Origin of the sequence: Pseudomonas sp. BN415, from assembly GCF_029871195.1 — a bacterium.
GTDB lineage: Bacteria > Pseudomonadota > Gammaproteobacteria > Pseudomonadales > Pseudomonadaceae > Metapseudomonas > Metapseudomonas resinovorans.
Genome location: NZ_SSOK01000035.1, coordinates 64,457 through 89,041, shown reverse-complemented (window position 1 = coordinate 89,041; position 24,585 = coordinate 64,457). Strand labels below are relative to the sequence as shown.

The following is a 24,585-nucleotide window of genomic DNA, read 5'->3' as shown; positions in this document are numbered from 1 at the left end:
GGCTTCAGTGGCTGCGCAGGGTTTTCTGGCGAAGGATGTAGACGCTGACCAGCACGGCGCTGGTGAGCATGAAGCCCCGGGCCCAGGGCAGGGGCACGAGGAAGCAGGAGAGGGTGATGCTGGTCCACATCAGGCCCAGGGCGTAGACCTTGGCCTTGAGGGGGATGCCCTGGCCTTCCAGGTAGTCGCGAATCCAGGGCCCGAGTTTCGGGTGTTCGACCAGCCAGAGGTAGAAACGCCGCGAGCTGCGTACGAAGCAGGCTGCGGCGAGCAGCAGGAAGGGCGTGGTAGGCAGCACCGGCACGAAAATGCCAATCACGCCCAGCACAACGCTGAGCCAGCCGATGATCAGGAGGACCATGCGCAGCGCCGGGTGGCGCTGCTGCTGGATATCGCTGTGCGCCATGCGCGCCTGGCCTTAGTGGTGGCGGGGCTTGAGCAGGGCGGGCTTTTCTTCCGGGGCGTTGCAGAGCAGGAAGAGGGCGGTCAGCAGTTCGGGGATCTGCTCGATCATCTCGTCCACCAGGTTGCGGTCCTTGGCGATGTCGGCGAACTCGGGCTGCTCGTCGAACAGGCCGGAGCCCACCATGATCGGCAGCAGCAGTTCACTGACTTCTTCCTCGGCGTTCTCGAACCAGGCCTCTTCACGCAGGAACACGCCTTCCATGAAGCCGATGCACCAGCCGCGCAGGTCGGCGTCGTCCGGGTCACTGCCCAGGTCCAGGTCGCACGGCAGCTCGGGGTCTTCATCGCTGGCCAGTTGGCGGGCGATGTGGGCCTTGAGGGCCAGCAGGGTGGTTTCGACCTCTTCGCGCTCGGCGTCGCTGCGGTAGTGCGGCGGTTCGGCGAACAGGGCGTCGATCCATTCACGCTCGGGCACCTGGTCCGGGCAGATCGACAGGGCGGTCAGGTAGCCGTGGGTGGCCACATAGTCCAGAGCCTCCTCGTGCAGGTCATCGGCGTCGAGAAAGGCTTGCAGGCGGGACAATTGCGCAGCGAAGGACATCGTGGGACTACCTTGAGGGATAAACGACGCTGAATTCTAGTCGAGTGCGAGGTCCGCGGCAAAAGGCACGCGCGATGGGCGTGGCCATCTTGCTTGTGCGGCTGACGTATAATGCGCGGCTTGTTCCGGAGACCTCCATGCTCGATCAGGCACTGCGCATCCTCAAAGACGTATTCGGCTACGACGCTTTCCGTGGCAACCAGGCCGCGATCATCGAACGTGTGGCGTCGGGTGGCGATGCCCTGGTGCTGATGCCCACCGGCGGCGGCAAGTCGCTCTGCTACCAGGTGCCGGCGCTGCTGCGCGAGGGCCTGACGGTGGTGGTGTCGCCGCTGATCGCGCTGATGGAGGACCAGGTCGCCACCCTGGATGAATTGGGTGTGCCGGCCGTGGCGCTGAACTCCATGCTGACCGCTGAAGCCCAGCGGGAGATCGCCGATCGCATTCGCCGGGGCGAGATCAAACTGCTCTATCTCGCCCCAGAGCGCCTCGTGCAGCCGCGAATGCTGGCATTCCTGCAGCGGCTGCAGATCGGCCTGTTCGCCATCGACGAAGCCCACTGCGTGTCCCAGTGGGGGCATGATTTCCGTCCCGAGTACCTGCAACTTGGCCAGTTGGCCGAATTGTTCCCCAATGTCCCGCGCATGGCGTTGACCGCCACCGCCGACATGCGTACTCGCGAGGAGATGGTCCAGCGCCTGCACCTGCAGAACGCCGAGCGTTTCCTGTCCAGCTTCGACCGGCCGAACATCTTTTATCGCATCGTCGCCAAGGATCAGCCGCGCAAGCAGCTACTGGGCTTCCTGGCCGAGCGGCGGGGCGATGCCGGCATCGTCTACTGCATGTCGCGCAAGAAAGTGGAGGAGGTGGCGTCCTTTCTGTCTGAGCAGGGATTCCCTGCGCTGCCCTATCACGCGGGCCTGCCCAACGACCTGAGGGCGTTTCACCAGAAGCGCTTCCTTAATGAGGAAGGGCTGATCATGGTCGCCACCATCGCCTTCGGCATGGGCATCGACAAACCCAACGTACGCTTCGTCGCCCACCTGGACCTGCCCAAGTCCCTCGAAGCCTATTACCAGGAAACCGGTCGCGCCGGCCGCGATGGCCTGCCGGCGGATGCCTGGATGGCCTATGGCCTGCAGGATGTGCTGCTGCTCAAGCAGATGCTGAGCAACTCCGACGGTGACGAACGCCACAAACGCATCGAACAGCACAAGCTGGACGCCATGCTGTCGCTCTGTGAGGAAACCCGCTGCCGCCGCCAGGCACTGCTGACCTACTTCGACGAGGAATTGCCCCAACCCTGTGGCCACTGTGATATCTGCACCGACGGCGTACAGACCTGGGATGCCACCGAGCCCGCGCGCCAGGCGCTCTCGGCCATCTACCGCAGCGGCCAACGCTATGGCGTCGGCCATCTGGTCGACCTGTTGCTGGGGCGTGACAACGAAAAGGTAAGGTCCTCTGGCCACCAGCACCTGTCGGTGTTCGGCATGGGCAAGAGTCTGTCCGAGAATGAATGGCGAACCCTTTACCGGCAATTGGTCGCCCGCGGCCTGGCCGATGTGGACCTGGAAGGCTTCGGCGGCCTGCGGTTGACCGAGGCTTGTCGCCCGCTGCTGCGCGGCGAGGTGCGACTGGAGTTGCGCCGCGACCTGTCGACCAAAGCACCCAAACCAACCGCCAGCGCTGCCAGCCAACTGGTGCGGGGCGAGGAGCGCGAGCAGTGGGAAGCCCTGCGTACGCTGCGCCGCAAGCTGGCTGAAGAGCACAGCGTGCCGCCCTACGTCATCTTCCCCGATGCAACCTTGCTGGAGATGCTCCGCAGCAAGCCGCGCAGCCTGTCCGAAATGGCCCAGGTCAGCGGTGTGGGTGCGCGCAAGCTGGAACGCTACGGAGACGCCTTCCTCGAAGTACTGAGCGGTGCCGGGGAAGCACCAACGGCCGTTGCCGACCTGCGCCATGAGTTGGTGAGCCTGGCTCGTGCGGGCATGACCCCGGCGCAGATCGCCCGTCAGCTCAGTTGCAGCGAGAAGAATGTCTACAGCCTGCTGGCCGAAACCATCGGCAACCAGCAGTTGAGCCTGGAGCAGGCGCTGGACCTGCCGGAGGAGCTGTTGGGCGAGATCCAGGATGCCTTCCTGGACGGCGAAGGTGAGCTGCCGCCGGTGGCAGAAGTGGCCGAACTCTTTGCAGGCCGGGTGCCCGATGGCGTGCTGCATTGCGTGCGGGCGGCCCTGCAGGCGGAGTTCGAGACCTGATCGGTTCGGGTTTGACGTAAAAATGGCGGGATAGAGCGACAAACTTGTGACGCTGCGCACGACCGGCTAATGTGCGTCAGAGGCCTCCGACAGAAGAGGTAGACGTGTCCTACAGCAATACTGCCTGGCTCAATGACGTCCGCCCCAATCCCTACGCCGATCAAATGGCCCTGGGGTTTCGGCATCTGCGTTTCTCGCGCTCCCTGGAGCGTGAGTACCGCGACTATTTCCTCGAAGAGAATTTCGATCTCAAGCGCATTGCCCTGGGTGTCGGCCTGCTGATCTGGCTGGCGTTCGCCGTGCTCGATTTCTATCTGATCAGCAGCGAGGAACGCTGGTGGATGCTGGCCGTGCGACTGGGCGTGCTGGGCTTGTTGCTGGTGTGCGGCGTACTGATGCTCCAGCGTCGCCACCGCAACCTGCTGGCGCCACTGAGCCTGGTCTGCATCGGTGCTCTGGGTATAGGCGCCGGTGCGGTGGTAGCCATCGCCCATCGCAGCGATCCGTCATTCCCCTATGAAGGGCTGGTGCTGGTGTGCATGGCTGCCTATTTCCTGGTGGGGCTGCGACTGGTGGAAGCCTTGGGCGTTTCGCTGGTGATCCTGCTGGCCTATGTGGGCCTGGAGCTCTGGGCCGGCCTTCCATGGCCGCGATTGATCAGCAACCTGTTGCTCCTGCTGTTCGGCAACGTGGCGGGCGCCGTCGGTTGCTACCTGCTGGAATTCAAGTCCCGCGAGCACTTCCTCATCAGCCGCCTGATGCGGGTCCTGGCCGATCATGACAGCCTGACCGGTCTCTATAACCGCCGCAGCTTCAATCGTCAGCTGGAGCGTCTGTGGCGCCAGGCCCAGCGCGAAAAGCACGGGCTGGCGCTGTTGCTTTGCGACGTTGACCATTTCAAGTCGTACAACGACCGCTACGGCCACCAGGCCGGTGACCAGGTACTGCAGCAAGTGGCCCGGGTGCTGGAAGAGACCGCGCGCCGGCCCCTGGATATGGCTGTGCGCCTGGGAGGCGAGGAGTTTGCCGTGCTGCTCTATGACATCGGCGAACAGGAGGCGCGTCGCTGCGCCGAGGCACTGCGCGCGGCGCTGGAGGGCCAGTCCATTCGCCACGAGGCGTCTCCCACCGCGCCGGTCTTGACCATGTCCATCGGCGTTGCCTGCATTCAGCCGGTTCCAGGCATGCCCCTGGGCAAGCTCTACGAGCTGTATGAACACGCGGATCGTGCGCTCTATGAGGGCAAGGCTTTCGGTCGTAACCGGGTCGTGGCATAGATAGTCGCTCCGGATGGCGCGCACCGTGACTGTCCGGCGCGGCGGCCGGTGCTAGCATCGCCGCTCCTCCCGCCTTGAGCGACCTGCATGGACAAGCTGATCCAGGCCGATGGCCGACCGCATTACGGCATCTTTCCCGCCGGACCGGGCGTCATCAACTACCGCGACTTCGACTTCCGCTCGCCCATGGGGCGGCGTCTGGGGACTCTGGCCAAGTGGCGCCGCTTCCACCAGTTCCAGTACTTCGGCCTGCTCAGCGACGAATTGATCGGCGGCTGCGCCCTGGCGAACCTGAGCCTGGTGGGCGTCGGCTTCGTCTATCTCTTCCACCCGGCCAGTGGGCGCATGATCGAGCGCCAGTTCAAGCTGCCGCTGGGGATGGGCACCTCGTTTTCCCAGACGCCGGACGAGGGGGTCTGCGAGTTACGCCAGGGCCGTAACCTGCTGCGCCTGGAGAATCGTGGCGATACGGGGGAGAAGCGGCTTCTGGTGGAGCTGGATGACGGCACGCGCATCGACGCGCGATTCAGCGAGCGGGAGCCTGCCTTCCAGCCCATGTGCATCTGCACGCCAACGGCGGTGAATGGGTGGGTGTATGCGCAGAAGGTGGCTGGTGTCGCCTGCCGGGGGCAGGTGAGCAGTACCCTGGGCAACTTCGATCTCGGGCAGATCGGTGCCTACGCCCACCACGATTGGTCGGCCGGCTATATGCGCCCGGAAACCCACTGGAACTGGGCCTGCTTGTCCGGCCTGGCTGATGGACTGCGGGTTGGACTGAACCTGTCGTGCGGGGTGAACGAGACCAGTTTTACCGAGAACTGTTTCTGGCTGGACGGGGAGCTGGTCAAAGTCGATTCCGTGCGTTTCGCCTTTGATCGTGACCAGCCCCTCAAGGCCTGGGCCATCGCCTCGCATGACGGCCAGGTGGCGTTGACTTTCGAGGGGGTGGGGTTGCATCAGGAGCGGCTGAACCTCGGTTTCATTGCAAGTAATTTCAAGCAGGTCTTCGGCTGCTTCAGTGGCACCCTGCGGCCAATCGGGCGTCCGCCGGTGCAAATCGAGCGTATGTGGGGGTTCGTCGAGGACCAGTATGTGAAGTGGTAGGGCAGGGGGGCTTGCTCGCGGCATTCGGCTATGATTAGCTGGCTAATTATTAGTATAAGAAGTCCGAGTCAATTTCGATGTCCTATCCCGATCAACACCGCTTCGCTATGCAGCTTGCGCAGATGTCTCGCGCCTGGCGTGCCGAACTCGACCGTCGTCTCGCTGGCCTCGGGCTGTCCCAGGCTCGTTGGCTGGTGCTGCTGCACCTATCCCGTTTCGAAGAGTTGCCCACCCAGCGTGAGCTGGCCAAGAGCGTCGGCGTCGAAGGCCCGACCCTGGCCCGCCTGCTGGACAGCCTCGAAGCTCAGGGCCTGATTCAGCGCATGGCCGTCATCGAGGACCGCCGGGCGAAGAAGATTGCCCTGTGCCCGCCGGCTCGCCCATTGATCGAGAAGATCGAAGCCATCTCCAGCCAATTGCGCCAGGAGCTCTTCGCCGGAATCGACGAAGAAGAACTTCGCCATTGCCAGCAGGTTCACGCGCGGATACTGGCGAACCTGGACAACTTCTGATGGGGCAGGACCTTGAGGCGCTGCACGGGCGCTTCGGTGCCCGCTATCCGCAATGGCTACTGGCTTTGTTGATGCTCGGCAGCATGGCAATGATCCTCGCTTCCACGAGTATCAACGTTGCACTGCCGGCGATCATGGACGACTTCGACATCGGCCGACCGCTGGCGCAATGGCTTGCCACCGGATTCCTCGCCGCCATGACGGCCGGCCTGCTGCTGGCGGCCTGGTCTCAAGCGCGGCTGGGGGCACGGCGTACCGTACAGCTCGGACTCGGCTTGTTCGGCCTGGCGTCGCTCCTGGCGCTGGTGGCTACTTCTGCCTGGCAACTGATTGCGCTGCGCATTGTCATGGGTGCCTGTGCCGGCATCATCCAGCCACTGGCAATGGTGCTGATCTTCCGCGTCTATTCCGAGGGTGGCCGTGGCTTGGCCCTGGGGATCTATGGGCTGGGCATCATGGTGGCGCCGACGCTGGGACCGACCATTGGCGGTTACCTGATCGACCAGTTCGGTTGGGGCGCGGTGTTCTGGTTGCCGCTGCCGCTGTGTTTGTTGGCGCTAGTAGGCGCGCAGTGGTTGATGCCCAGTGTTCGTGACCGCAATACACCTGGCGTGGACCTGCGGGCATTCGCCCTCCTTTGCATCGCACTCTTCGCTTTGCTCGGCGCACTGGCCGAGGCCCAGCGCTTTGGCTGGCTGGCGCCGAGCACCTGGCTGACGGGGACGCTCGGCCTTGCATGTGCCGCGGCTTTCCTGCACCGCAGCCGTGCCTGCGAGAGGCCTTTGCTGCCGCTGCAGCTTTGGCGCCATGCTGCGTTCCGCAATGCCAGCTGGGTCGCCCTGGTGCTCGGCCTGGGGTTATACGGGTCTACCTACCTGATCCCGCTCTTCCTGCAAACCGTGGAGGGTTACACCGCGGGTCGGGCCGGTCTCCTGCTGTTGCCGACCGGCGTTGTACTGGGGCTGGCATCCTTTCTCGGTGGATGGGCCAGCGACCGTCTGTCGGCTGCTTTCATGCTGGTCGTGGGCCTGCTGGTGTTCGCGCTCTCTTCGGCCGCACTGGGCCTGATGGGGGAGGGGACATCCTTCCTGGCGCTCTGCGGCTGGGCCTGTGTCGGCCGGCTTGGGCTCGGTTTGCTGCTGCCGGCCATGAGCACAGGGGCGCTGGATGTCCTTAGTCCCGACGAACTGGCCCTGGGCGCTGGTGCCATCACGTTCGTTCGTCAGCTGGGTGGCGCCTTCGGGGTCAACCTGCTTACCTTCTTCCTGGAGTGGCGCCATACCGCCGGCGGAGGCGATGCCGTGGCCGAAGCGCTGGCGTTCGAGCAGAGTTTCTGGCTGGTTGCGCTGCTTTTCCTCCTGGCGGTAATGCCGGCGCGAGGCGTGCGTCCCGCAAGGCGGTGAGGTTGCAAATCGCACGACGAAAAATTTGTCAAGCCCAATAGCGAAAATCTGTAGATTGTGGAGTAAGCTACATCGCAGGTCTGTGGCCAGCTGCCATTATGACGGGCAAGGGAGCATGAAGCCCGACGCCATGGGTCTTGAGTGGGATGGATAGGGAGCGGCATCCCGCTATCATTGTTGTTTTGAGGTCACGGTTTTCACGACGTTTCGAGGATGCCCGGGCGGGACATCAGAGGCGTGATTCGTGAGTGCGAATGACCGGGGAGGACGTATGGCAAGGGTTCACAAGCTCCTTCTGACGCTTGCATCTGGCTCTGCACTTTATTCAGGCCTGGTGCCCGCGCTGGGGCTAGGCGAAATCACCTTGCACTCCGCCCTCAACCAACCACTGGATGCCGAAATCGAGTTGCTTGAGGTCGGTGACCTGAATGACAGCGAGATCAAGGTCAGGCTGGCGTCCTCCGACGATTTCGAGCGTGCCGGTGTCGAACGCTTCATCTTCCTCAACGACCTGCGCTTCAGCCCGGTGATCCGTGGTTCGGGAAGCCGCATCCGTGTGGTGTCGAACAAGCCGGTCCGAGAGCCCTACCTGAATTTCATCGTCGAAGTCGCCCGCCCCAATGGCAAGCTGCTGCGCGAGTACACCTTGCTGCTGGACCCGCCCGGTTCCGCCTATACCGCCAATGCGGCGCCGATCAACCCAGCCCGCGAGCTGCCTGTCTCAACCTCAAGCGTGGCGCCGGTACAACCTAAGCCGGCACCTGTCGCCACACTGGGCAAGTACTACCAGGTTGCACGAGGTGACAGCCTCTGGTTGATTGCCAAGCGACTTAGCGCAGACAGTGGAGTGACCCAGCAGCAGATGCTGGACGGCATTTACGCCCTGAATCCCCAGGCTTTCCCCGGTGGTGATATCAACCTGCTCCATGCAGGCCAATCGCTGCTGCTGCCGGATAGTGCCGTGCTGGCCAGTGCCCCGGCACCTGTCGCCACAATCCCGGCGACCGCACCGAGCGAGGCGCCAGCCCCTGCCTCCGGCACGACCCTGGAAGCATTGACCCAGGCCCAGCAGCGGGTAGATTCCAGCATTGCCGAGGGTGACGCCGAGCGCGCTGAACTGCGCCAGCATATTGCTGAGTTGCAGGCCAAGCTTGAGGCCATGCAACAGCAATTGAGTGGCAGCGATCAGCAGATGTCGGCATTGCGGACCCAGGTCCAGCAAATTACCACCGCTCCAGTTGTCGAGGCACCTCAAGTCCAGCCGTCCCCGGCTCCCGCAATGATCCCTTCCGCCCAGGCCGCCGAGCAAACCGCGCCGATCCCGGTGCAGGAAAACAGCTCCGGCATCAGCCCCTTCTGGTGGGCGATCATGGTGTCCGGTCTGGTTCTGTTGTTCCTGCTGGATTGGGTGCTGCTGCGTCGCTCCCGTCGCGACGCCCAGGAGCAGGAGCTGGAAGAAGCCCAGACCACAGGCAAGGCCAAGGTGGCCTTCCAGCATCGTCATCAGGACGTACAACCTGCCGCCCCCGCTCCGGTCTTCGCCGCGGCCGCCGTTGCGCCGTTGCAGGTCGTCTCCGCACCCAGTGCCAAGACTCACTCGGATGCCCTGGAAGGTGCCAACATCTACATCGCCTATGGCCGCTGGCGGGAAGCCCTGGCCGTATTGCGCCCAGCTGTCGCCCAGGAGCCCCAACGCCTGGACCTGCGTTATCGCCTGCTTGAAGTGCTTGGCGAACTGCGTGAGCCGGTGGCCTTCACCCTTGAAGAGGCGGCCCTGCGCGAGCTGCACGCGGATGAAGATCGACTGGCCGCCATTCGTGCCCGCTACGCCGGCGTGGCGTCGGCGACTGCTTCGACAGATCCCGTATTTGTGCTGGACGAAGCCACTCCGACGCTGGCAGCAGCGTGCAATGAGCCAATCGATGGCCTGCAATCGGACTTCGACGGGTATCCGCTGGATGCCGACTGGGAAGAGGTCAGCCCCTTCAAGACCGCAGAACCCAAGCGCAAGGCGTCTGTGGTCCAGGCATTCCCGACGGTGGACGACGACCTGGGCTTCCCCACCAATCTCCAGGAGCTGCCGGAAGTCTACGAGCTGACCCTGGACGCCGACACCCTCACCCCGTTCGGCGAGCTGCCGGAGCTCGCCCGGGCGGAGGGCCTGGACGAACTCACCGCCGAGTTCGTCGACCCTATCGCCAGCCTGGACGATCTGGACAAGCTGGATGCTCGCCAGGAGAACCTCATCAAGCTCAATCTGGCGCTGGCTTATATCGAGCAAGGCAATATCGAAGCGGCCTGCAGCATCCTCAACGAGGTCATCAGCGAAGGTGACGATCAGCAGAAACAGGAAGCGCGCGACCTGCTCGCGAAGATTGCCTGAAACGCCTCAGCCTGAATGAAGAAGCCCGGACTTGATCCGGGCTTTTTCATTTGGGGAGATTGCAACATCGGATGCTGCCCATGCAGGGCTTCCGATGGGCAGCGCTCCGGCCAGCTTGGCGAATGAATTGGTTTTGCCGGCAATGCGTGTTGCAAGTAGCTGCATTGCCCGTAGGCGCTTGGCCTGATGGTAAATCTCTCGCAACAGCTAACGCAGACATAGCGAATAAACTCGCCCCTACGACGTCCGCGACGGTGCAGGCTGTGCCAGCCCGATCATCCGCTTGATGGCCAATACCAGCCAGCAGGCAAGGATGAACGGGGCGGTCATGGCTGGCAGGCCGATGGCTTCGAAACCGGGTTGCAGCGTGACGCCCAACAGGATGCCGGCGAGCGCGCACCAGGGACGGCGCAAATCCTTGCCCAGGGCCAAAGCGATCAGCGCGCCATTGAGGCTGAACAGACCACCCAGTACCGCCTGCATCGGCATGCCCTGGAGCAAGGCGAAAACCAGCGCGGTAATCGAGCCCAGCAGCGCCCAGAGCGCTACCCGCCAACCGGCAAGGAAGAGCGCGCCCAGCACCAGGGCTCCGGCGGTGGGATGCTCGAGGAATATTACCTGGCCGATGCCCCTTACGAACGCCAACGACGTGTCGATCCAGCCAGGATGCAGCGTTGCGGTGGCTTCAAGGGAAGGCGTCAGCTCCAGCGGGCCACTCAGGGTCAGCAACAGCCAGCCGAGGCCGACGAAAGGCGAGGTGTAGGCCGGCAGCCAATTATGTTGGCGCGTCGCCTTGAGCAGGGGGGTGAGCAGCAGGCTGGACAGCCCGCTGGCGCAGAGGATCAGCAGTGCGAGGTAGAGCGAAGGCTCGTAGCGGGCGCTGAGCAGTAGGCCGAGCAGGACACCGTTGTAGCCGTAGAGCCCGGCCTCAATGTCTTCAGGGGCAAAGCGTCGGCGCACGGCCGTAAGCCAGGAAGCGGCACCACCGAGCAGGGCACCGCCCAGCAGGTTGGGGGCGCCGACGGCGATGGCGAGCAGGATCAGCGCGCCGCAAGCAGGGTGGCGCTGGAGGAAAATCTGGCTGAAACCGTTCAACTGGGCAGTCGCCCAGCTACGGACTTCGGGTCGTAGAGGCAGTCGATACATGGCAGCTTGAAAAAAGAGGCGCCCCGGTGAAAGGGCGCCGACTAACTGGCCGTGGCCAGATGGGATTTCTGTTAACGCCCGACATCGAGGCCGGTGCGGGGAGCGCGGGTTCTCTTTGGACCCCGTCGCTCCGGGTGTTTCGCATCAGTTCAGGGTTTCGATCCGCAGGCTGTTGGTGCTGCCCGGCTGGCCGAAGGGCACGCCGGCGGTGATCACCACGGTATCGCCGCGCTTGGCCATGCCCTGGGCCTGGGCAATCTCCAGCGCGGTGCTGGTGACTTCCTCGACCTTGTGCAGGCGTTCGTTGACGACCGAATAGATACCCCAGGCCACGGTCAGGCGACGCGCGGTATTGAGGTTCGGGGTCAGGCTGAGGATCGGCGCCTTGGGCCGCTCGCGGGAGGCGCGCAGGCTGGAGCTGCCGGACTCGGTGTAGTTCACCAGGGCGACCACCGGGAGGATGCTGCTGATGCGGCGGATGGCGCAGCTGATGGCGTCGGACGCGGTGGCTTCGGCCTGCGGGCGGCTGACGTCGAGCTGGCTCTGGAAGTCCGGACCGTTCTCCACCTGGCGGATGATCTTGCTCATCATCTGTACGGTTTCCAGCGGGTAGTCGCCGGACGCGGTCTCGGCGGAAAGCATCACGGCGTCGGTGCCTTCGGCCACGGCATTGGCCACGTCGGTCACTTCGGCGCGGGTCGGTGCTGGGGAGAAACGCATGGATTCTAGCATCTGGGTGGCCACCACCACCGGCCGGCCCAATTGGCGGCAGGTGCGGATGATGTCTTTCTGAATGCGCGGCACGTTCTCGGCCGGCACTTCAACGCCCAGGTCGCCACGGGCAACCATGATGGCGTCGCAGAGGCGGGCGATCTCTTCCAGGTGCACGACGGCGGACGGCTTCTCGATCTTGGCCATGAGGAAGGCGCGGCCCTGGATCAGCTCGCGGGCTTCGATGATGTCTTCAGGACGCTGCACGAAAGACAGGGCGACCCAATCCACACCCAGCTCCAGGCCGAAGTCAAGGTCACGGCGGTCCTTGGCGGTCAGCGGCGAGAGTTGCAGCACCGCTTCCGGCACGTTGACGCCTTTGCGGTCGGACAGCTCGCCACCGGCGATCACGGTGGTCTCCACCGCATCGGCGTGCTTGGCGGTCACCTGCAGGCGCAGGCGGCCGTCGTCCAGCAGCAGGTTCATGCCCGGTTCCAGGGCTTCGATGATCTCGGGGTGGGGCAGGTTGACCCGCTTGGTGTCGCCCGGCGTGGCGTCCAGGTCCAGGCGGAAGGCCTGGCCGCGCTCGAGGTTGACCTTGCCGTCGGCGAAGCGGCCCACCCGCAGTTTCGGCCCCTGCAGGTCCATCAGGATGCCGATGGGGTAGCTCAGCTGGCGTTCAACCTCGCGCACCCACTGGAAGCGCTGGGCGTGGTCGGCGTGCTCGCCGTGGCTGAAGTTCAGGCGGAACAGGTTGACGCCGGCTTCCACCAGTTGGCGGATGTCGTCGATGCCTTTGATCGCCGGACCGAGGGTGGCGAGGATTTTTACTTTCTTGTCAGGCGTCATTTTCAGGGCTCTCGAGGATCAGGATGGCGCGGAAGTCGTTGACGTTGGTACGGGTCGGCTCAGTGACGATGAGGTCGCCGAGGGCGGCGAAATACCCGTATCCGTTGTTGTTGTCCAGTTCGTCGCTGGCGGACAGGCCTTGCTTGGCGGCACGGCTGAAGCTGCACGGGGTCATGATGGCGCCGGCGTTGTCTTCCGAACCGTCGATGCCGTCGGTATCGCCGGCCAACGCGTAGACGCCGGGCAGGCCTTTCAGGGTGTTGGTCAGGCTGAGTAGAAACTCGGCGTTGCGCCCGCCACGGCCGTTGCCGCGTACTGTCACGGTGGTCTCACCGCCCGAGAGGATCACGCAGGGCGGCGTGATCGGCTGGCCATGCAGCACCACCTGGCGGGCGATGCCGGCGTGTACCTTGGCCACCTCGCGGGATTCACCTTCCAGGTCGCCGAGGATGAGCGGGGTAAGGCCGGCGGCGCGGACTTTCTCGGCGGCGGCATCCAGGGACTGCTGGGGCGTGGCGATCAGCTGGAAGTGGCTGCGGGACAGGCAAGGGTCGCCGGGTTTGACGGTTTCCGAGCGCGGGTCCTGCAGCCAGGCGCGCACATGGGCCGGTACCTCGATCTCATAGCGGGCGAGGATGGCCAGGGCTTCGGCTGACGTGGTCGGGTCCGCCACGGTGGGGCCGGAGGCGATCACCGTGGCCTCGTCGCCGGGCACATCGGAAATCGCGTAGGTGTACACGGTGGCCGGCCAGCAGGCCTTGGCCAGGCGGCCGCCCTTGATCGCCGAGAGGTGCTTGCGCACGCAGTTCATCTCGGAAATGGCGGCGCCGGATTTCAGCAGGGCCTTGTTGATCGCCTGCTTGTCCTTGAGGGTCAGGCCTTCGGCGGGCAGGGCGAGCAGGGAGGAACCGCCGCCGGAGAGCAGGAAGATCACCCGGTCGGTCTCGGACAGGCCGCTGACCAGCTTCAAGACGCGCTGGGCGGTTTCCAGGCCGGCAGCATCCGGTACCGGGTGGGCGGCCTCGACCACTTCGATCTTCTTGCAGTTGGCACCGTGGCCGTAGCGGGTCACCACCAGGCCAGAGATTTCGCCCTGCCATTCGCGCTCGATCACTTCGGCCATGGCGGCGGCGGCCTTGCCGGCGCCAATGACGATGACGCGGCCGGAGCGGTCGGCGGGCAAGTGATCAGCCAGCACCTGGCGAGGGTGGGCGGCGGCGATGGCGGTGGCGAACAGGTCGCGCAGGAAGGCGTTGGGATCGAGGGACATGGCAGGCTCCGGGCGCTGGATTCTTGTTCTGGGCATGATGGCCGATTTCAGTCCCGAACCGCTGCACGCAGCGGCTCGGGACTGGAATCGACCTTCCCGGCCTTTGGCGCCGTGTCACCGCCAGCCAGGAGGGTCGAAAGGGGACGTAGGATGGGTTGAGCCTGCGATACCCATCAGGGGAGCTGCCGGCTCGATGGGTATCGCTTCGCTCCACCCATCCTACGAAAGCTGCCTTCTTACTCCTCGCGAATCGAGAAGTTGGCCATGTGCTCCAGGCCCTTGATCAGGGCGGAGTGGTCCCAATTGCTGCCGCCGATGGCCGCGCAGGTGCTGAACACTTGCTGGGCATTGGCGGTGTTCGGCAGGTTCAGGCCCAGTTCGCGGGCGCCGGACAGTGCCAGGTTCAGGTCTTTCTGGTGCAGGCTGATGCGGAAGCCCGGATCGAAGGTGCCTTTGATCATACGCTCGCCATGGACCTCGAGGATCTTGGAGCCGGCGAAGCCGCCCATCAGCGCCTCACGCACCTTGGCCGGGTCGGCGCCGTTACGGGCGGCGAACAGCAGGGCTTCAGCAACCGCCTGGATATTCAGGGCGACGATGATCTGGTTGGCCACCTTGGCGGTCTGGCCATCACCATTGGCACCCACGCGGGTGATGTTCTTACCCATGGCCTGGAATAGCGGCAGGGCGCGTTCGAAGGCGTTCGGGCAGCCACCGACCATGATGCTCAGGGTCGCGGCCTTGGCGCCTACTTCGCCGCCGGAAACCGGGGCATCCAGGTAGGCAGCACCAGTGGCCTTGATCTTCTCGGCGAAGGTCTTGGTCGCGGTGGGAGAGATGGAGCTCATGTCGATCACGACTTTGCCAGCACCTACGCCTTCAGCTACGCCGTCCTTGCGGAACAGTACGTCTTCGACCTGAGGGGTGTCCGGCACCATGATGATGATGAACTCGGCTTCCTGGGCAACCTCTTTCGGGTTGGCCAGGCCGATGCCGTTGTCACCCAGCAGGTCGGCCGGGGCCTTGTCGAAATGCTCCGAGAAGAACAGGGTGTGGCCGGCTTTCTGGAGGTTCTGAGCCATGGGCTTGCCCATGATGCCGGTGCCGATGAATCCGATCTTGGCCATGTGATGTACCTCTTTCTTAGATGGCGTTATGGGTTTTCAGCCAGCCCAGGCCGGCAACGGTGGTGGTAGCCGGCTTGTACTCACAGCCGACCCAGCCCTGGTAGCCGATGCGGTCCAGGTGCTGGAAGAGGAAGCGGTAGTTGATCTCGCCGGTGCCCGGCTCGTTGCGGCCCGGGTTGTCGGCCAGCTGCACGTGGTTGATCGCGGCGAGGTTGGACTCGACGGTGCGCGCCAGGTCTCCTTCCATGATCTGCATGTGGTAGATGTCGTACTGCAGGAACAGGTTGGCGCTGCCCACTTTCTCGCGGATGGCCAGGGCCTGTTTGGTGTTGTTCAGGTAGAAGCCAGGGATGTCGCGCGTGTTGATGGCTTCCATCACCAGCTTGATGCCAGCGGCCTGGAGCTTCTCGGCGGCGAACTTGAGGTTCTCCACGAAGGTCTGCTCGATGGTGGCGCAGTCAAAGCCCTGCGGGCGGATGCCGGCCAGGCAGTTGATCTGGGTGTTGCCCAGCACCTTGGCGTAGGCGATGGCCTTGTCCACGCCGGCGCGGAACTCTTCCACGCGGTCGGGGTGGCAGGCGATGCCACGCTCGCCCTTGGCCCAGTCGCCGGCGGGCAGGTTGAACAGCACCTGTTCCAGCTTGTTGGCGTCCAGGCGGGCACGGATTTCCTCGACCGGGAAGTCGTAGGGGAAGAGGTACTCGACACCGCTGAATCCGGCTTCGGCAGCAGCGGCGAAACGGTCCAGGAAGTCCACCTCGGTGAACAGCATGGACAGGTTGGCGGCAAAACGGGGCATGAATGTCTCCTCAAATCTAGCTCCCTCTCCCACCACGAATAGGCGAGGGATTGGGGTAGGGGTGCACCGAGTCGCCTCGAACATCCCTCACCCCCGGCCCCTCTCCCAGTGGGAGAGGGGAGTCAGAGCGATCAATCCAGCAGCGAGATGGCAGTCGGGGCGTCGACGCCGCGCTGGGCCAGTTCTTCGAACTCGTTGATGGCGTTGATCTCGGTACCCATGGAGATGTTGGTGACGCGCTCCAGGATGACCTCGACCACGACCGGCACGCGGAACTCTTCCATCAGTTGCTTGGCCTTGGTGAAAGCGGCCTGCAGGTCGTTGGCGTCGAACACGCGGATCGCCTTGCAGCCCAGGCCCTCGACCACTGCGACGTGGTCCACGCCGTAGCCGTTGAGTTCCGGTGCGTTGATGTTCTCGAAGGACAGCTGCACGCAGAAGTCGATCTCGAAGCCGCGCTGCGCCTGGCGGATCAGGCCCAGGTAGGAGTTGTTCACCAGTACGTGGATGTAGGGCAGGTTGAACTGCGCGCCCACGGCCAGTTCTTCGATCATGAACTGGAAGTCATAGTCGCCGGACAGCGCCACGACCGGACGGGTCGGGTCGGCCTTGACCACGCCCAGGGCTGCCGGAACGGTCCAGCCCAGCGGGCCCGCCTGACCGCAGTTGATCCAGTGGCGCGGCTTGTAGACGTGCAGGAACTGTGCGCCGGCGATCTGCGACAGGCCGATGGTGCTGACGTAGCAGGTGTCCTTGCCGAAGAACTCGTTCATTTCTTCGTACACGCGCTGCGGTTTGACCGGCACGTTGTCGAAGTGGGTCTTGCGTTGCAGGGTGCGCTTGCGCTCGCGGCAGGATTCGACCCAGGCGCTGCGATCTTTCAGCTTGCCGGCGGCTTTCCACTCGCGGGCGACTTCGAGGAACGCGTCCAGTGCGGAGCCGGCGTCGGAAACGATGCCCAGGTCCGGCGTGAATACACGGCCGATCTGGGTCGGTTCGATGTCCACGTGGATGAAGCGGCGGCCCTGGGTGTAAACGTCGACGGAACCCGTGTGGCGGTTGGCCCAACGGTTGCCGATGCCAAATACCAGGTCGGATTCCAGCACGGTGGCGTTGCCGTAACGGTGCGAGGTCTGCAGGCCGCACATGCCGGCCATCAGCGGGTGGTCATCGGGAATGGTGCCCCAGCCCATCAGGGTCGGGATGACCGGAACACCGGTCAGCTCGGCGAACTCGACCAGTTTGTCCGACGCGTCGGCGTTGATGATGCCGCCACCGGCTACCAGCAGCGGACGCTCGGCGTCGTTCAGCATGGCCAGGGCTTTTTCGGCCTGGATGCGGCTGGCCGCCGGCTTGTTGACCGACAGCGGCTGGTAGGCATCGATGTCGAACTCGATCTCGGCCATTTGCACGTCGAACGGCAGGTCGATCAGCACCGGGCCGGGACGGCCGCTACGCATCTCGAAGAAGGCTTTCTGGAAGGCGTAAGGCACCTGGCCCGGTTCCAGGACGGTGGTCGCCCACTTGGTGACCGGCTTGACGATGCTGGTGATGTCGACGGCCTGGAAGTCTTCCTTGTGCAGGCGAGCACGCGGAGCCTGGCCAGTGATGCAGAGGATCGGGATGGAGTCGGCGGATGCCGAGTACAGGCCGGTGACCATGTCGGTGCCGGCGGGGCCGGAAGTGCCGATGCAGACGCCGATGTTGCCCGCATTGGTGCGGGTGTAACCCTCAGCCATGTGCGAGGCGCCTTCGACGTGACGGGCCAGTACATGGTCAATGCCGCCGATCTTGTTCAGGGCCGCGTACAGCGGGTTGATGGCGGCGCCGGGAATGCCGAACGCGGTGTCGATGCCTTCGCGGCGCATCACCAGGACGGCAGCCTCGATTGCTCTCATTTTGGCCATGTTTTGTGCCTCTTTCTTGTGAAAATTGTATACAAGCTACGTGACTGGATTCTATTCAGCACCTGACTGAAGGGTCAAGGCCATTTGTGAGGCTAAAGGTCGCAGGGTGGAGACTCTTTTAAAACGCCCGTTTCACGGGCCTCACCATGGAGACTCAAAGCGCTGACGGAAACACTGTATACAAAAAATAATGTGATTGTATCTATCTGTTGATTTTTTTGTGTTCGATGGGATAGTGAGCTACAGCTTTCGGATGCGTCGCAGGACGGGCTGGAAAATGCCCGCGTGGACCCAGGAGTGCGTCAGCCCTGGCCCGGACGACGCCGCACAAGGTTCAACCACTCATGAGGAACGCTTGAAAATGACCACTCTGACCCTGGAAACCGCTGTGAGCATTTCCAATCACGCCCTGGCCGTTGGTCGGGAGCTGCGTACTGCGCCGCTGACCATCGCTGTGCTGGATGCCGGCGGGCACCTGATTACCCTGCAGCGCGAGGATGGCGCCAGCATGCTTCGCCCGCAGATCGCCATCGGTAAAGCCTGGGGCGCCGTGGCGCTGGGTAAGGGGTCGCGCCTGATCGCCGCCGACGCCCAGCAGCGCCCGGCCTTCATTGGTGCGGTGAACAACCTCGCCGACGGCAATCTGGTGCCAGCGCCAGGTGGCGTGCTGATCCGCGATGGTCAGGGGGTCGTTATCGGCGCCATCGGCATCAGCGGCGATACTTCGGATATCGATGAGAAGTGTGCGGTGAGTGCGGTGGAAGCGTTGGGCCTGCAGGCGGACGCCGGCATGGCCTGATACGAGGCAGGGGCTGCTGCGCAGCCCTCAGCGAAAGAATTCGCCCCCACAGGGTTGGTACCTTGTGGGGGCGATTTTTTCAGGGGATTTTTTGTCGGGGTATCAGGCGCTCTTGGCCTGAACCTTTTCCTCGACCTCACAACCCTTGATTACCAGGCGGATGATGGTTTCCGCGGCGGCATCGTAGTCGGCATCACTGAGGCTGGATTTGCCGGTAACGGTAGATATCTGCCAATCGAAGTCAGCGTAGGTCTGGGTCGCGGCCCAGATGCTGAACAGCAGGTGATGAGGGTCGATCTTGGCCATCAGGCCCTGGTCGATCCAGCGCTGGATGCATTCGATGTTGTGCTTGGCCTGCAGGTTGAGTTGCTCGGTCTGTTCAGGCGAGAGGTGTGGTGCGCCGTGCATGATTTCGCTGGCGAACACCTTGGAGGCGTAAGGAAGGTCGCGGGAGATGCGGATCTTCGAGCGAATGTAGGCGGTTAGCACCTCGAAGGGGTGACCTGTCTGGTTGAACGGCGCTGACGCCTGCAATAGCGGCTCGACGATGCTCTCGAGCACCTCGCGGTAGAGGTTCTCTTTCGACTTGAAGTAGTAATAGACGTTGGGCTTGGGCAGGCCAGCCTTGGCCGCGATGTCGCTCGTCTTGGTGGCGGCGAATCCTTTGTCGGCGAATTCCTCGCTGGCCGCGCGCAGGATCAGGTCTCTGTTGCGCTCGCGAATACTGCTCACATCGGCTCCTTTTTTGGCTCGCCCGGGCGCCAGGAAGGCCGGCCGGCGAGAGGTCGGGCATGTTATCACCCGCTTTGCGAGGCCCTCAAGCGACACACTGGATGAATTTCCTGTATACAAAATTTCGTTCTTCTGTTTCCATTCGGCATCCGTCCATGTCACCGGAGTCCTGTCCGGTGCGTGTTGCGGCAGACTTCACCCATGCAAGACAACCACTTGCTCGACCCCTTCGGGCGTCGAATTTCCTACCTGCGCCTCTCGGTCACTGACCGTTGCGACTTCCGTTGCACCTATTGCATGAGCGAGGACATGGTCTTCGCTCCCCGCGCGCAGATTCTCAGCCTCGAAGAGCTCTATGCTGTCGCCGATGCGTTCATTGGCCTCGGGGTTTCGCGCATCCGCATCACCGGCGGCGAGCCGTTGGTGCGCAAGGGCCTCACCTCGTTGTTGGCGCGTCTGGGCGCCCGTGAGGAACTGGAAGACCTGGCCATCACCAGCAACGGTTCCCAGCTCGGGCACATGGCTGCAGACTTGCGCCGGGCCGGGGTCACTCGCCTGAACATCAGCCTCGACTCCCTGAAGCGCGAACGCTTCGCCGCCTTCACTCGCCGTGACCGCCTGGAGCAGGTACTGGCCGGAATCGACGCGGCTCGAGCAGCTGGCTTTCGTCGCATCAAGCTCAATACTGTCGTGCAGAAAGGCCGTAACGACGATGAAGTCCAGGACCTGGTGGCCTTCGCTGTGGAACGCGGCCTGGACATCAGTTTCATCGAGGAAATGCCGCTCGGCAGCGTTTCCAGTCACGAGCGCAAGGTCACGCTGTGTACGTCGGACGATGTGCGCGAGCGGGTGGAGCAACGCTTCGAGTTGCTGCCCAGCAGCTATCGCACGGGAGGGCCGTCGCGTTACTACCAGGTGGTCGGCAGCGGCACCCAGGTCGGTTTCATTTCTCCCCATAGCCGCAACTTCTGCGGCGACTGCAACCGGGTGCGCGTCACCGCCGAAGGCAAGCTGGTGCTCTGCCTTGGCCACGAAGGCGCGCTGGATCTCAAGTCGCTGATCCGGCGGCATCCCGGTGACCACGAACGGCTGCGGGCGGCGCTGATCGAAGCGCTCCGGCTCAAGCCCGAGCGGCATTTCTTCGAAGCGGACCAGCAGGTGCAGGTGGTGCGCTTCATGAGCATGACCGGCGGCTGATCGAGTTCCCTGGATAAACCCTGGCTGCGTGGCTTCATCCTGCCGCAGGAAACCTGCTGTATTCGATGAAGCGCCTTGCCATGGCGTCCCAGGGACCTCGATTCCTTTCTGATCAGATCCTGATAACTAGAGCGCCCGCCAGGGCGAAGGAGAATACGCATGGGCAAGACGCTATTGGTAAAGAACGCCGACCTGCTGGTGACCATGGACGGCCAGCGCCGGGAGATCCGGCAGGGCGGGATGTTCATCGAGGACAATCGCATCGTTCAGGTCGGGCCGAGCAATGAACTGCCTCAGACTGCCGACGAAGTGCTGGATATGAAGGGCAAGGTTGTCATTCCTGGCCTGGTCAATACCCACCACCACATGTACCAGAGCCTGACGCGCGTGGTGCCAGCCGCCCAGGACGGCGAGCTGTTCAACTGGCTGACCAACCTCTATCCAATCTGGGCGCGGTTGACCCCAGAGATGATTGGCGTCTCGACCCAGACCGCCATGGCTGAGTTGATTCTTTCCGGCTGCACCACCTCCAGCGACCACCTCTACATCTACCCCAACGGCTGCAAGCTGGATGACAGCATTCACGCCGCTGGCGAGATCGGTATGCGCTTCCATGCCGCGCGCGGCAGCATGAGCGTTGGCCGCAGCCAGGGCGGCCTGCCGCCGGATTCAGTGGTGGAGAAGGAAGCGGACATCCTCAAGGAGTCCCAGCGCCTCATCGAGGACTACCACGATGCGTCCCACGGTTCGATGCTGCGGGTAGTGGTGGCGCCATGCTCGCCTTTCTCGGTGAGCCGCGACCTGATGCGCGAGGCCGCTGTGCTGGCGCGACAGTACGGCGTATCGCTGCACACCCACCTGGCCGAAAACGTCAACGACATTGCTTACAGCCGGGAGAAGTTCGGCATGACGCCGGCTGAGTATGCCGAAGACCTGGGGTGGGTCGGCCACGATGTCTGGCACGCCCACTGCGTGCAACTCGACGAGCATGGCATCGAGCTTTTCGCCCGCACCGGCACGGGCGTTGCGCACTGCCCGTGCTCGAACATGCGCCTGGCCTCGGGTATCGCGCCGGTTCGCCGCATGCGTGATGCCGGTGTGCCGGTCGGCCTGGGCGTGGACGGTTCGGCATCCAACGACGGTGCCACCATGATCGGTGAAGTGCGCCAGGCATTGCTGCTGCAACGGGTTGGTTTCGGCCCCGACGCCATGACCGCCCGCGAGGCGCTGGAAATTGCCACCCTGGGTGGTGCCAAGGTGCTCAACCGCGACGACATCGGCGCGCTTGCGCCGGGCATGGCGGCCGACTTCGTCGCCTTCGACCTCAACCATATCGCTTACGCCGGCGCCCTCCATGATCCGCTCGCGGCGCTGGTGTTCTGCACGCCGACCCAGGTTTCCACCAGCGTAATCAACGGCAAGGTCGTCGTACGCGACGGTCAACTGGTCACCGTCGACCTGCCGCGTGTGCTGGAACGCCACAACCAACTGGCGCGGCAACTGGTACTGGGGGAGTAAATCCCCTGACGGGGGCGTGGCCGGGTGCTGCGCCCTTTTTTCTGTTCGTGCCCACATGAGAACAAGGAGAAGGTCATGAAACCTCAGGTTTTCGGCTGGCTCGCTGCTGGCCTGTTGTCCGCGAATGGCGCCTTGGCGCAGACCTATGTAATCGGTGTCGAAAAGCAGTCCTTTCAACCCCACTATTGGATCAGCGACCAGGGCGAGTATCAGGGCTTTGCCCGTGATGTGCTCGACTTGTTTGCGCGTGAAGCCGGGCTGGACATTCAGTACCAGGCACTGCCGGTCAATCAGCTCACTCAGCACCTGCTCAATGGCAGCATCGACTTCAAGTACCCGGATAACGCCAAGTGGGCCAGTGACCTGAAGGGCAACAAGGACATCGCCTACAGCCTGCCGGTGGTGCAGTACGTCGACGGTGTGCTCGTGGCGCCCAAGCGGCAGGGCAAGGGAGTCGATCAGTTGGCGCGTCTGGCGGTGGTGGATGGCTGGACGCCCTGGACCTACCAGGACCGTATCAATGGCGGTCAGACCCAGGTGGTGCGCAGCGCCGACCTGGGCCAGATGATCAAGCAGGCAATGAAGCAGCAGGCGGACGGTGCTTACTACAACGTCGTGGTCGCCACCTACTACCTGGACAACATCCGTGCGCGCCCCGGTGCCCTGGTGTTCGATCCGAACCTGCCCCACACCCGTGGAACCTTCAATCTCTCCAGCCTCAGGTATCCGGAGCTGATAGCGCGCTTCGATCGCTTCCTCGCTGAGCACCGGCAGGAAGTTGATGCGCTCAAGGCGCGCTACCAGGTGGAGTCCAACCTGGATTCCGAGTACCTCGGCATGGAGCAGTGGAAGATCGACTTCCTGAAACGCCAGAAAGAGAAGGAAAACCCCTGACTGCGATTGACCTGTAAGTGCCGCAGCAGAGCGCTTGGCTGGCTGTATGGCTATTCCATTCGGCGGTTTTGTACACAATTCTGAAAGAAAATGTTGTTTGTGATGTTCGCCGCGTGTATATAATTCGGCAAATCCTGACCGCAAGATCAGCTTTTTCTGATGAAGTAACTGCATGGGGTGTTCATCGGCACCCGTGTAAGCCAACGACCGACAAGAACAATAGGCAGGCTTTACCCATGAGTTCATTCGACATTTCCGGGGTTCGCTCCGGCCTCAGTCACTACCTGGAGGATCGTCCAGGGACGAGGTACTCCCGCTTCACAGTTCTCGGCCGACTGGCTGCATGCTTCTCCGGCATTGCCTCGTCGACGCTGATTGTTGGTGGCTTGCTTGGACCGCCCGGCCTCGTCCTTTCAGACGCAAGCGCAGACGTATTCGAACCCCTGGCCTCGATGAGCGAGGTCCAGCGGAACGCCCTGGATGCAGCCGAACAGCGCAACGCTGAAGACAGCCCGTCCAGCATCGCCCGCCACCCCAGCCTCGAACTGACCGGCTGACGCTCGGCGCGCACAACCCCCACCAATCCCGAACCTGCCCGCAGCCTGCCCTGATGCCCGGGGCGGTCTTTGGGTGGGCGCGGGGCGGAAAAACCTGAAACCCACTACAACAAGGAAAAAAACATGAATGCCAAGTATCTGCCGCACTGCCTTGCCCTTACGACTGGATTGCTCGGTGGCGGCCAGGCGATCGCCGGTGACCTGCTGTTCTGGCAGAACAACAGCCTGAGCTACCTCTACGGCCAGAACTTCAAGATCAACCCGGAGATCCAGCAGACGGTGACCTTCGAGCACGCGGACGGCTGGAAGTACGGCGATAACTTCTTCTTCCTCGACAAGATCTTCTACAACGGTGACAAGGACGACCTCGTTGGCGACAACACCTATTACGGTGAATTCCAGCCGCGTCTGTCGCTGGGCAAGATCTTCGACCAGAAGGTCCAGTTCGGTCCGGTTACCGACGTACTGCTGGCCATGACCTACGAGTTCGGTGAAGGGGATGTCGAGTCCTACCTGATTGGCCCGGGCTTCGACCTGGCCATTCCTGGCTTCGACTTCTTCCAGGTCAACTTCTACAACCGCACCACCGACGGCAGCCGTCCGGGCGACAACGTCTGGCAGATCACCCCGGTGTGGAGCTACACCATTCCGGTGGGCAATTCCGACATCCTGATCGATGGTTTCATGGATTGGGTGGTCGACAACGACGAGAACAGCCGCGGCACCTACCACGCCAACCTGCACTTCAACCCGCAGGTGAAGTACGACCTGGGCAAGGCCATGGGCTGGGGTGAAAAGCAGCTCTACGTCGGTTTCGAATACGACTACTGGAAGGACAAATACGGCATCGACAACGACAGCTTCCTGGGTGACGTGATCCTCGATGGCACTGACCAGAACACCGCCAGCCTGCTGGTCAAGGCGCACTTCTGATCGCATTGCGTGACAAGACGAGGGGGACGGCGCGCTGCGCTGTCCCCCTCCCGTTCAGGATGGGAGGGGAACCATGGCTGTTTCTGCAGGGGCGAATTCATTCGCCAGGGGCCGCGCGGCGACCCCCAGCCTGGTATTACCCCGGAGGGCAGGATGCTGGCCGGCTTGGCGAGTAAACTCGTCTCTACGACAGATGAGGT

At 63.2% G+C, this 24,585-nt stretch carries 21 protein-coding genes; 12 read left to right on the top strand and 9 right to left on the bottom strand.

Annotated elements, in window-relative coordinates; translation table 11 throughout:
* Positions 1-4: 4 nt before the first annotated feature.
* A complete protein-coding gene (locus E8F20_RS09870) occupies positions 5-406 on the bottom strand; it encodes a YbaN family protein (protein ID WP_280283585.1) in 402 nt (133 codons plus the stop codon).
* Between the two features lie 12 nt (positions 407-418).
* Positions 419-1,006 carry a YecA family protein gene (locus E8F20_RS09865; protein WP_280283584.1) on the bottom strand — a complete coding sequence of 196 codons (588 nt, stop codon included), beginning with the start codon at positions 1,004-1,006 and terminating at the stop codon, positions 419-421.
* 137 nt (positions 1,007-1,143) lie between these two features.
* Between E8F20_RS09865 and recQ the strand changes: the two genes are divergently transcribed.
* The 6 genes from recQ to E8F20_RS09835 all read left to right on the top strand — a co-directional run bounded on the left by recQ (position 1,144) and on the right by E8F20_RS09835 (position 9,946).
* Positions 1,144-3,267 carry a DNA helicase RecQ gene (gene recQ, locus E8F20_RS09860; protein ID WP_280283583.1) on the top strand — a complete coding sequence of 708 codons (2,124 nt, stop codon included), beginning with the start codon at positions 1,144-1,146 and terminating at the stop codon, positions 3,265-3,267.
* A gap of 164 nt (positions 3,268-3,431) precedes the next feature.
* Complete coding sequence (locus E8F20_RS09855; protein ID WP_280283591.1) at positions 3,432-4,544, top strand: GGDEF domain-containing protein; 1,113 nt, start codon at positions 3,432-3,434, stop codon at positions 4,542-4,544.
* Between the two features lie 87 nt (positions 4,545-4,631).
* Positions 4,632-5,648: a DUF2804 domain-containing protein gene (locus E8F20_RS09850; protein WP_280283582.1), complete on the top strand. Its 1,017-nt coding sequence runs from the start codon at positions 4,632-4,634 to the stop codon at positions 5,646-5,648.
* A gap of 77 nt (positions 5,649-5,725) precedes the next feature.
* Positions 5,726-6,160: a MarR family transcriptional regulator gene (locus E8F20_RS09845; RefSeq protein WP_028629728.1), complete on the top strand. Its 435-nt coding sequence runs from the start codon at positions 5,726-5,728 to the stop codon at positions 6,158-6,160.
* Positions 6,160-7,563 (top strand): DHA2 family efflux MFS transporter permease subunit, encoded by a 1,404-nt coding sequence (locus E8F20_RS09840; RefSeq protein WP_280283581.1) that lies wholly within the window; start codon positions 6,160-6,162, stop codon positions 7,561-7,563. Before E8F20_RS09845 ends, E8F20_RS09840 begins: the two co-directional genes overlap by 1 nt.
* Before the next feature lie 364 nt (positions 7,564-7,927).
* The gene (locus tag E8F20_RS09835; RefSeq protein ID WP_280283580.1) at positions 7,928-9,946 is read left to right on the top strand and encodes a FimV/HubP family polar landmark protein; all 2,019 of its coding nucleotides are present in this window, start codon (positions 7,928-7,930) and stop codon (positions 9,944-9,946) included.
* A 237-nt stretch (positions 9,947-10,183) separates the two neighbouring features.
* Here the strand turns inward: E8F20_RS09835 and E8F20_RS09830 are convergent, their stop codons facing one another.
* From E8F20_RS09830 to gcl, 6 genes are all read right to left on the bottom strand, one after another.
* Entirely contained in the window at positions 10,184-11,092 is a 909-nt protein-coding gene (locus tag E8F20_RS09830) for an urea transporter (RefSeq protein ID WP_280283579.1), read from the bottom strand.
* A 144-nt stretch (positions 11,093-11,236) separates the two neighbouring features.
* On the bottom strand, positions 11,237-12,652 hold the full coding sequence (gene pyk, locus E8F20_RS09825) for a pyruvate kinase (protein WP_280283578.1): 1,416 nt from the start codon (positions 12,650-12,652) through the stop codon (positions 11,237-11,239).
* The gene (locus E8F20_RS09820; protein ID WP_280283577.1) at positions 12,642-13,922 is read right to left on the bottom strand and encodes a glycerate kinase; all 1,281 of its coding nucleotides are present in this window, start codon (positions 13,920-13,922) and stop codon (positions 12,642-12,644) included. The genes pyk and E8F20_RS09820 overlap by 11 nt, the downstream gene beginning before the upstream one ends.
* 236 nt (positions 13,923-14,158) lie before the next feature.
* On the bottom strand, positions 14,159-15,049 hold the full coding sequence (locus E8F20_RS09815) for a 2-hydroxy-3-oxopropionate reductase (protein WP_280283576.1): 891 nt from the start codon (positions 15,047-15,049) through the stop codon (positions 14,159-14,161).
* Between the two features lie 16 nt (positions 15,050-15,065).
* Positions 15,066-15,848 carry a hydroxypyruvate isomerase gene (hyi, locus tag E8F20_RS09810; RefSeq protein WP_280283575.1) on the bottom strand — a complete coding sequence of 261 codons (783 nt, stop codon included), beginning with the start codon at positions 15,846-15,848 and terminating at the stop codon, positions 15,066-15,068.
* 131 nt (positions 15,849-15,979) lie between these two features.
* Positions 15,980-17,755 (bottom strand): glyoxylate carboligase, encoded by a 1,776-nt coding sequence (gene gcl / locus E8F20_RS09805; protein ID WP_280283574.1) that lies wholly within the window; start codon positions 17,753-17,755, stop codon positions 15,980-15,982.
* Positions 17,756-18,116: 361 nt separating this feature from the next.
* Here gcl and E8F20_RS09800 point away from each other — a divergent pair, with 361 nt between their 5' ends.
* Positions 18,117-18,554, top strand: coding sequence for a heme-binding protein (locus E8F20_RS09800; RefSeq protein WP_280283573.1), 438 nt, complete (start codon positions 18,117-18,119; stop codon positions 18,552-18,554).
* Positions 18,555-18,656: 102 nt separating this feature from the next.
* Here E8F20_RS09800 and E8F20_RS09795 read toward each other — a convergent pair whose 3' ends face one another.
* The gene (locus E8F20_RS09795; RefSeq protein WP_137820804.1) at positions 18,657-19,286 is read right to left on the bottom strand and encodes a TetR/AcrR family transcriptional regulator; all 630 of its coding nucleotides are present in this window, start codon (positions 19,284-19,286) and stop codon (positions 18,657-18,659) included.
* 201 nt (positions 19,287-19,487) lie between these two features.
* Between E8F20_RS09795 and moaA the strand changes: the two genes are divergently transcribed.
* The 5 genes from moaA (at position 19,488) to E8F20_RS09770 (ending at position 24,385) form a co-directional block, all read left to right on the top strand.
* A complete protein-coding gene (moaA, locus tag E8F20_RS09790; protein ID WP_280283572.1) occupies positions 19,488-20,483 on the top strand; it encodes a GTP 3',8-cyclase MoaA in 996 nt (331 codons plus the stop codon).
* A 159-nt stretch (positions 20,484-20,642) separates the two neighbouring features.
* The gene (locus tag E8F20_RS09785) at positions 20,643-22,001 is read left to right on the top strand and encodes an 8-oxoguanine deaminase (RefSeq protein ID WP_280283571.1); all 1,359 of its coding nucleotides are present in this window, start codon (positions 20,643-20,645) and stop codon (positions 21,999-22,001) included.
* A gap of 75 nt (positions 22,002-22,076) precedes the next feature.
* Positions 22,077-22,895 (top strand): transporter substrate-binding domain-containing protein, encoded by an 819-nt coding sequence (locus tag E8F20_RS09780; RefSeq protein WP_280283570.1) that lies wholly within the window; start codon positions 22,077-22,079, stop codon positions 22,893-22,895.
* A 236-nt stretch (positions 22,896-23,131) separates the two neighbouring features.
* Positions 23,132-23,452, top strand: a complete 321-nt coding sequence (locus E8F20_RS09775) for a hypothetical protein (protein WP_280283569.1) — start codon at positions 23,132-23,134, stop codon at positions 23,450-23,452.
* A gap of 123 nt (positions 23,453-23,575) precedes the next feature.
* On the top strand, positions 23,576-24,385 hold the full coding sequence (locus E8F20_RS09770; protein ID WP_280283568.1) for an outer membrane protein OmpK: 810 nt from the start codon (positions 23,576-23,578) through the stop codon (positions 24,383-24,385).
* Positions 24,386-24,585 lie beyond the last annotated feature (200 nt).

What these genes read in the sequence shown, in the direction of transcription:
- E8F20_RS09870 (WP_280283585.1), bottom strand. Translation starts at nt 406, where the DNA reads ATGGCGCACAGCGATATCCAGCAGCAGCGCCACCCGGCGCTGCGCATG.
- E8F20_RS09855 (WP_280283591.1), top strand. Translation starts at nt 3,432, where the DNA reads ATGGCCCTGGGGTTTCGGCATCTGCGTTTCTCGCGCTCCCTGGAGCGT.
- hyi (WP_280283575.1), bottom strand. Translation starts at nt 15,848, where the DNA reads ATGCCCCGTTTTGCCGCCAACCTGTCCATGCTGTTCACCGAGGTGGAC.
- recQ (WP_280283583.1), top strand. Translation starts at nt 1,144, where the DNA reads ATGCTCGATCAGGCACTGCGCATCCTCAAAGACGTATTCGGCTACGAC.
- gcl (WP_280283574.1), bottom strand. Translation starts at nt 17,755, where the DNA reads ATGGCCAAAATGAGAGCAATCGAGGCTGCCGTCCTGGTGATGCGCCGC.
- E8F20_RS09800 (WP_280283573.1), top strand. Translation starts at nt 18,117, where the DNA reads ATGACCACTCTGACCCTGGAAACCGCTGTGAGCATTTCCAATCACGCC.
- pyk (WP_280283578.1), bottom strand. Translation starts at nt 12,652, where the DNA reads ATGACGCCTGACAAGAAAGTAAAAATCCTCGCCACCCTCGGTCCGGCG.
- E8F20_RS09770 (WP_280283568.1), top strand. Translation starts at nt 23,576, where the DNA reads ATGAATGCCAAGTATCTGCCGCACTGCCTTGCCCTTACGACTGGATTG.
- E8F20_RS09865 (WP_280283584.1), bottom strand. Translation starts at nt 1,006, where the DNA reads ATGTCCTTCGCTGCGCAATTGTCCCGCCTGCAAGCCTTTCTCGACGCC.
- E8F20_RS09785 (WP_280283571.1), top strand. Translation starts at nt 20,643, where the DNA reads ATGGGCAAGACGCTATTGGTAAAGAACGCCGACCTGCTGGTGACCATG.
- E8F20_RS09775 (WP_280283569.1), top strand. Translation starts at nt 23,132, where the DNA reads ATGAGTTCATTCGACATTTCCGGGGTTCGCTCCGGCCTCAGTCACTAC.
- E8F20_RS09815 (WP_280283576.1), bottom strand. Translation starts at nt 15,049, where the DNA reads ATGGCCAAGATCGGATTCATCGGCACCGGCATCATGGGCAAGCCCATG.
- E8F20_RS09845 (WP_028629728.1), top strand. Translation starts at nt 5,726, where the DNA reads ATGTCCTATCCCGATCAACACCGCTTCGCTATGCAGCTTGCGCAGATG.
- E8F20_RS09850 (WP_280283582.1), top strand. Translation starts at nt 4,632, where the DNA reads ATGGACAAGCTGATCCAGGCCGATGGCCGACCGCATTACGGCATCTTT.
- E8F20_RS09830 (WP_280283579.1), bottom strand. Translation starts at nt 11,092, where the DNA reads ATGTATCGACTGCCTCTACGACCCGAAGTCCGTAGCTGGGCGACTGCC.
- moaA (WP_280283572.1), top strand. Translation starts at nt 19,488, where the DNA reads ATGCAAGACAACCACTTGCTCGACCCCTTCGGGCGTCGAATTTCCTAC.
- E8F20_RS09840 (WP_280283581.1), top strand. Translation starts at nt 6,160, where the DNA reads ATGGGGCAGGACCTTGAGGCGCTGCACGGGCGCTTCGGTGCCCGCTAT.
- E8F20_RS09820 (WP_280283577.1), bottom strand. Translation starts at nt 13,922, where the DNA reads ATGTCCCTCGATCCCAACGCCTTCCTGCGCGACCTGTTCGCCACCGCC.
- E8F20_RS09780 (WP_280283570.1), top strand. Translation starts at nt 22,077, where the DNA reads ATGAAACCTCAGGTTTTCGGCTGGCTCGCTGCTGGCCTGTTGTCCGCG.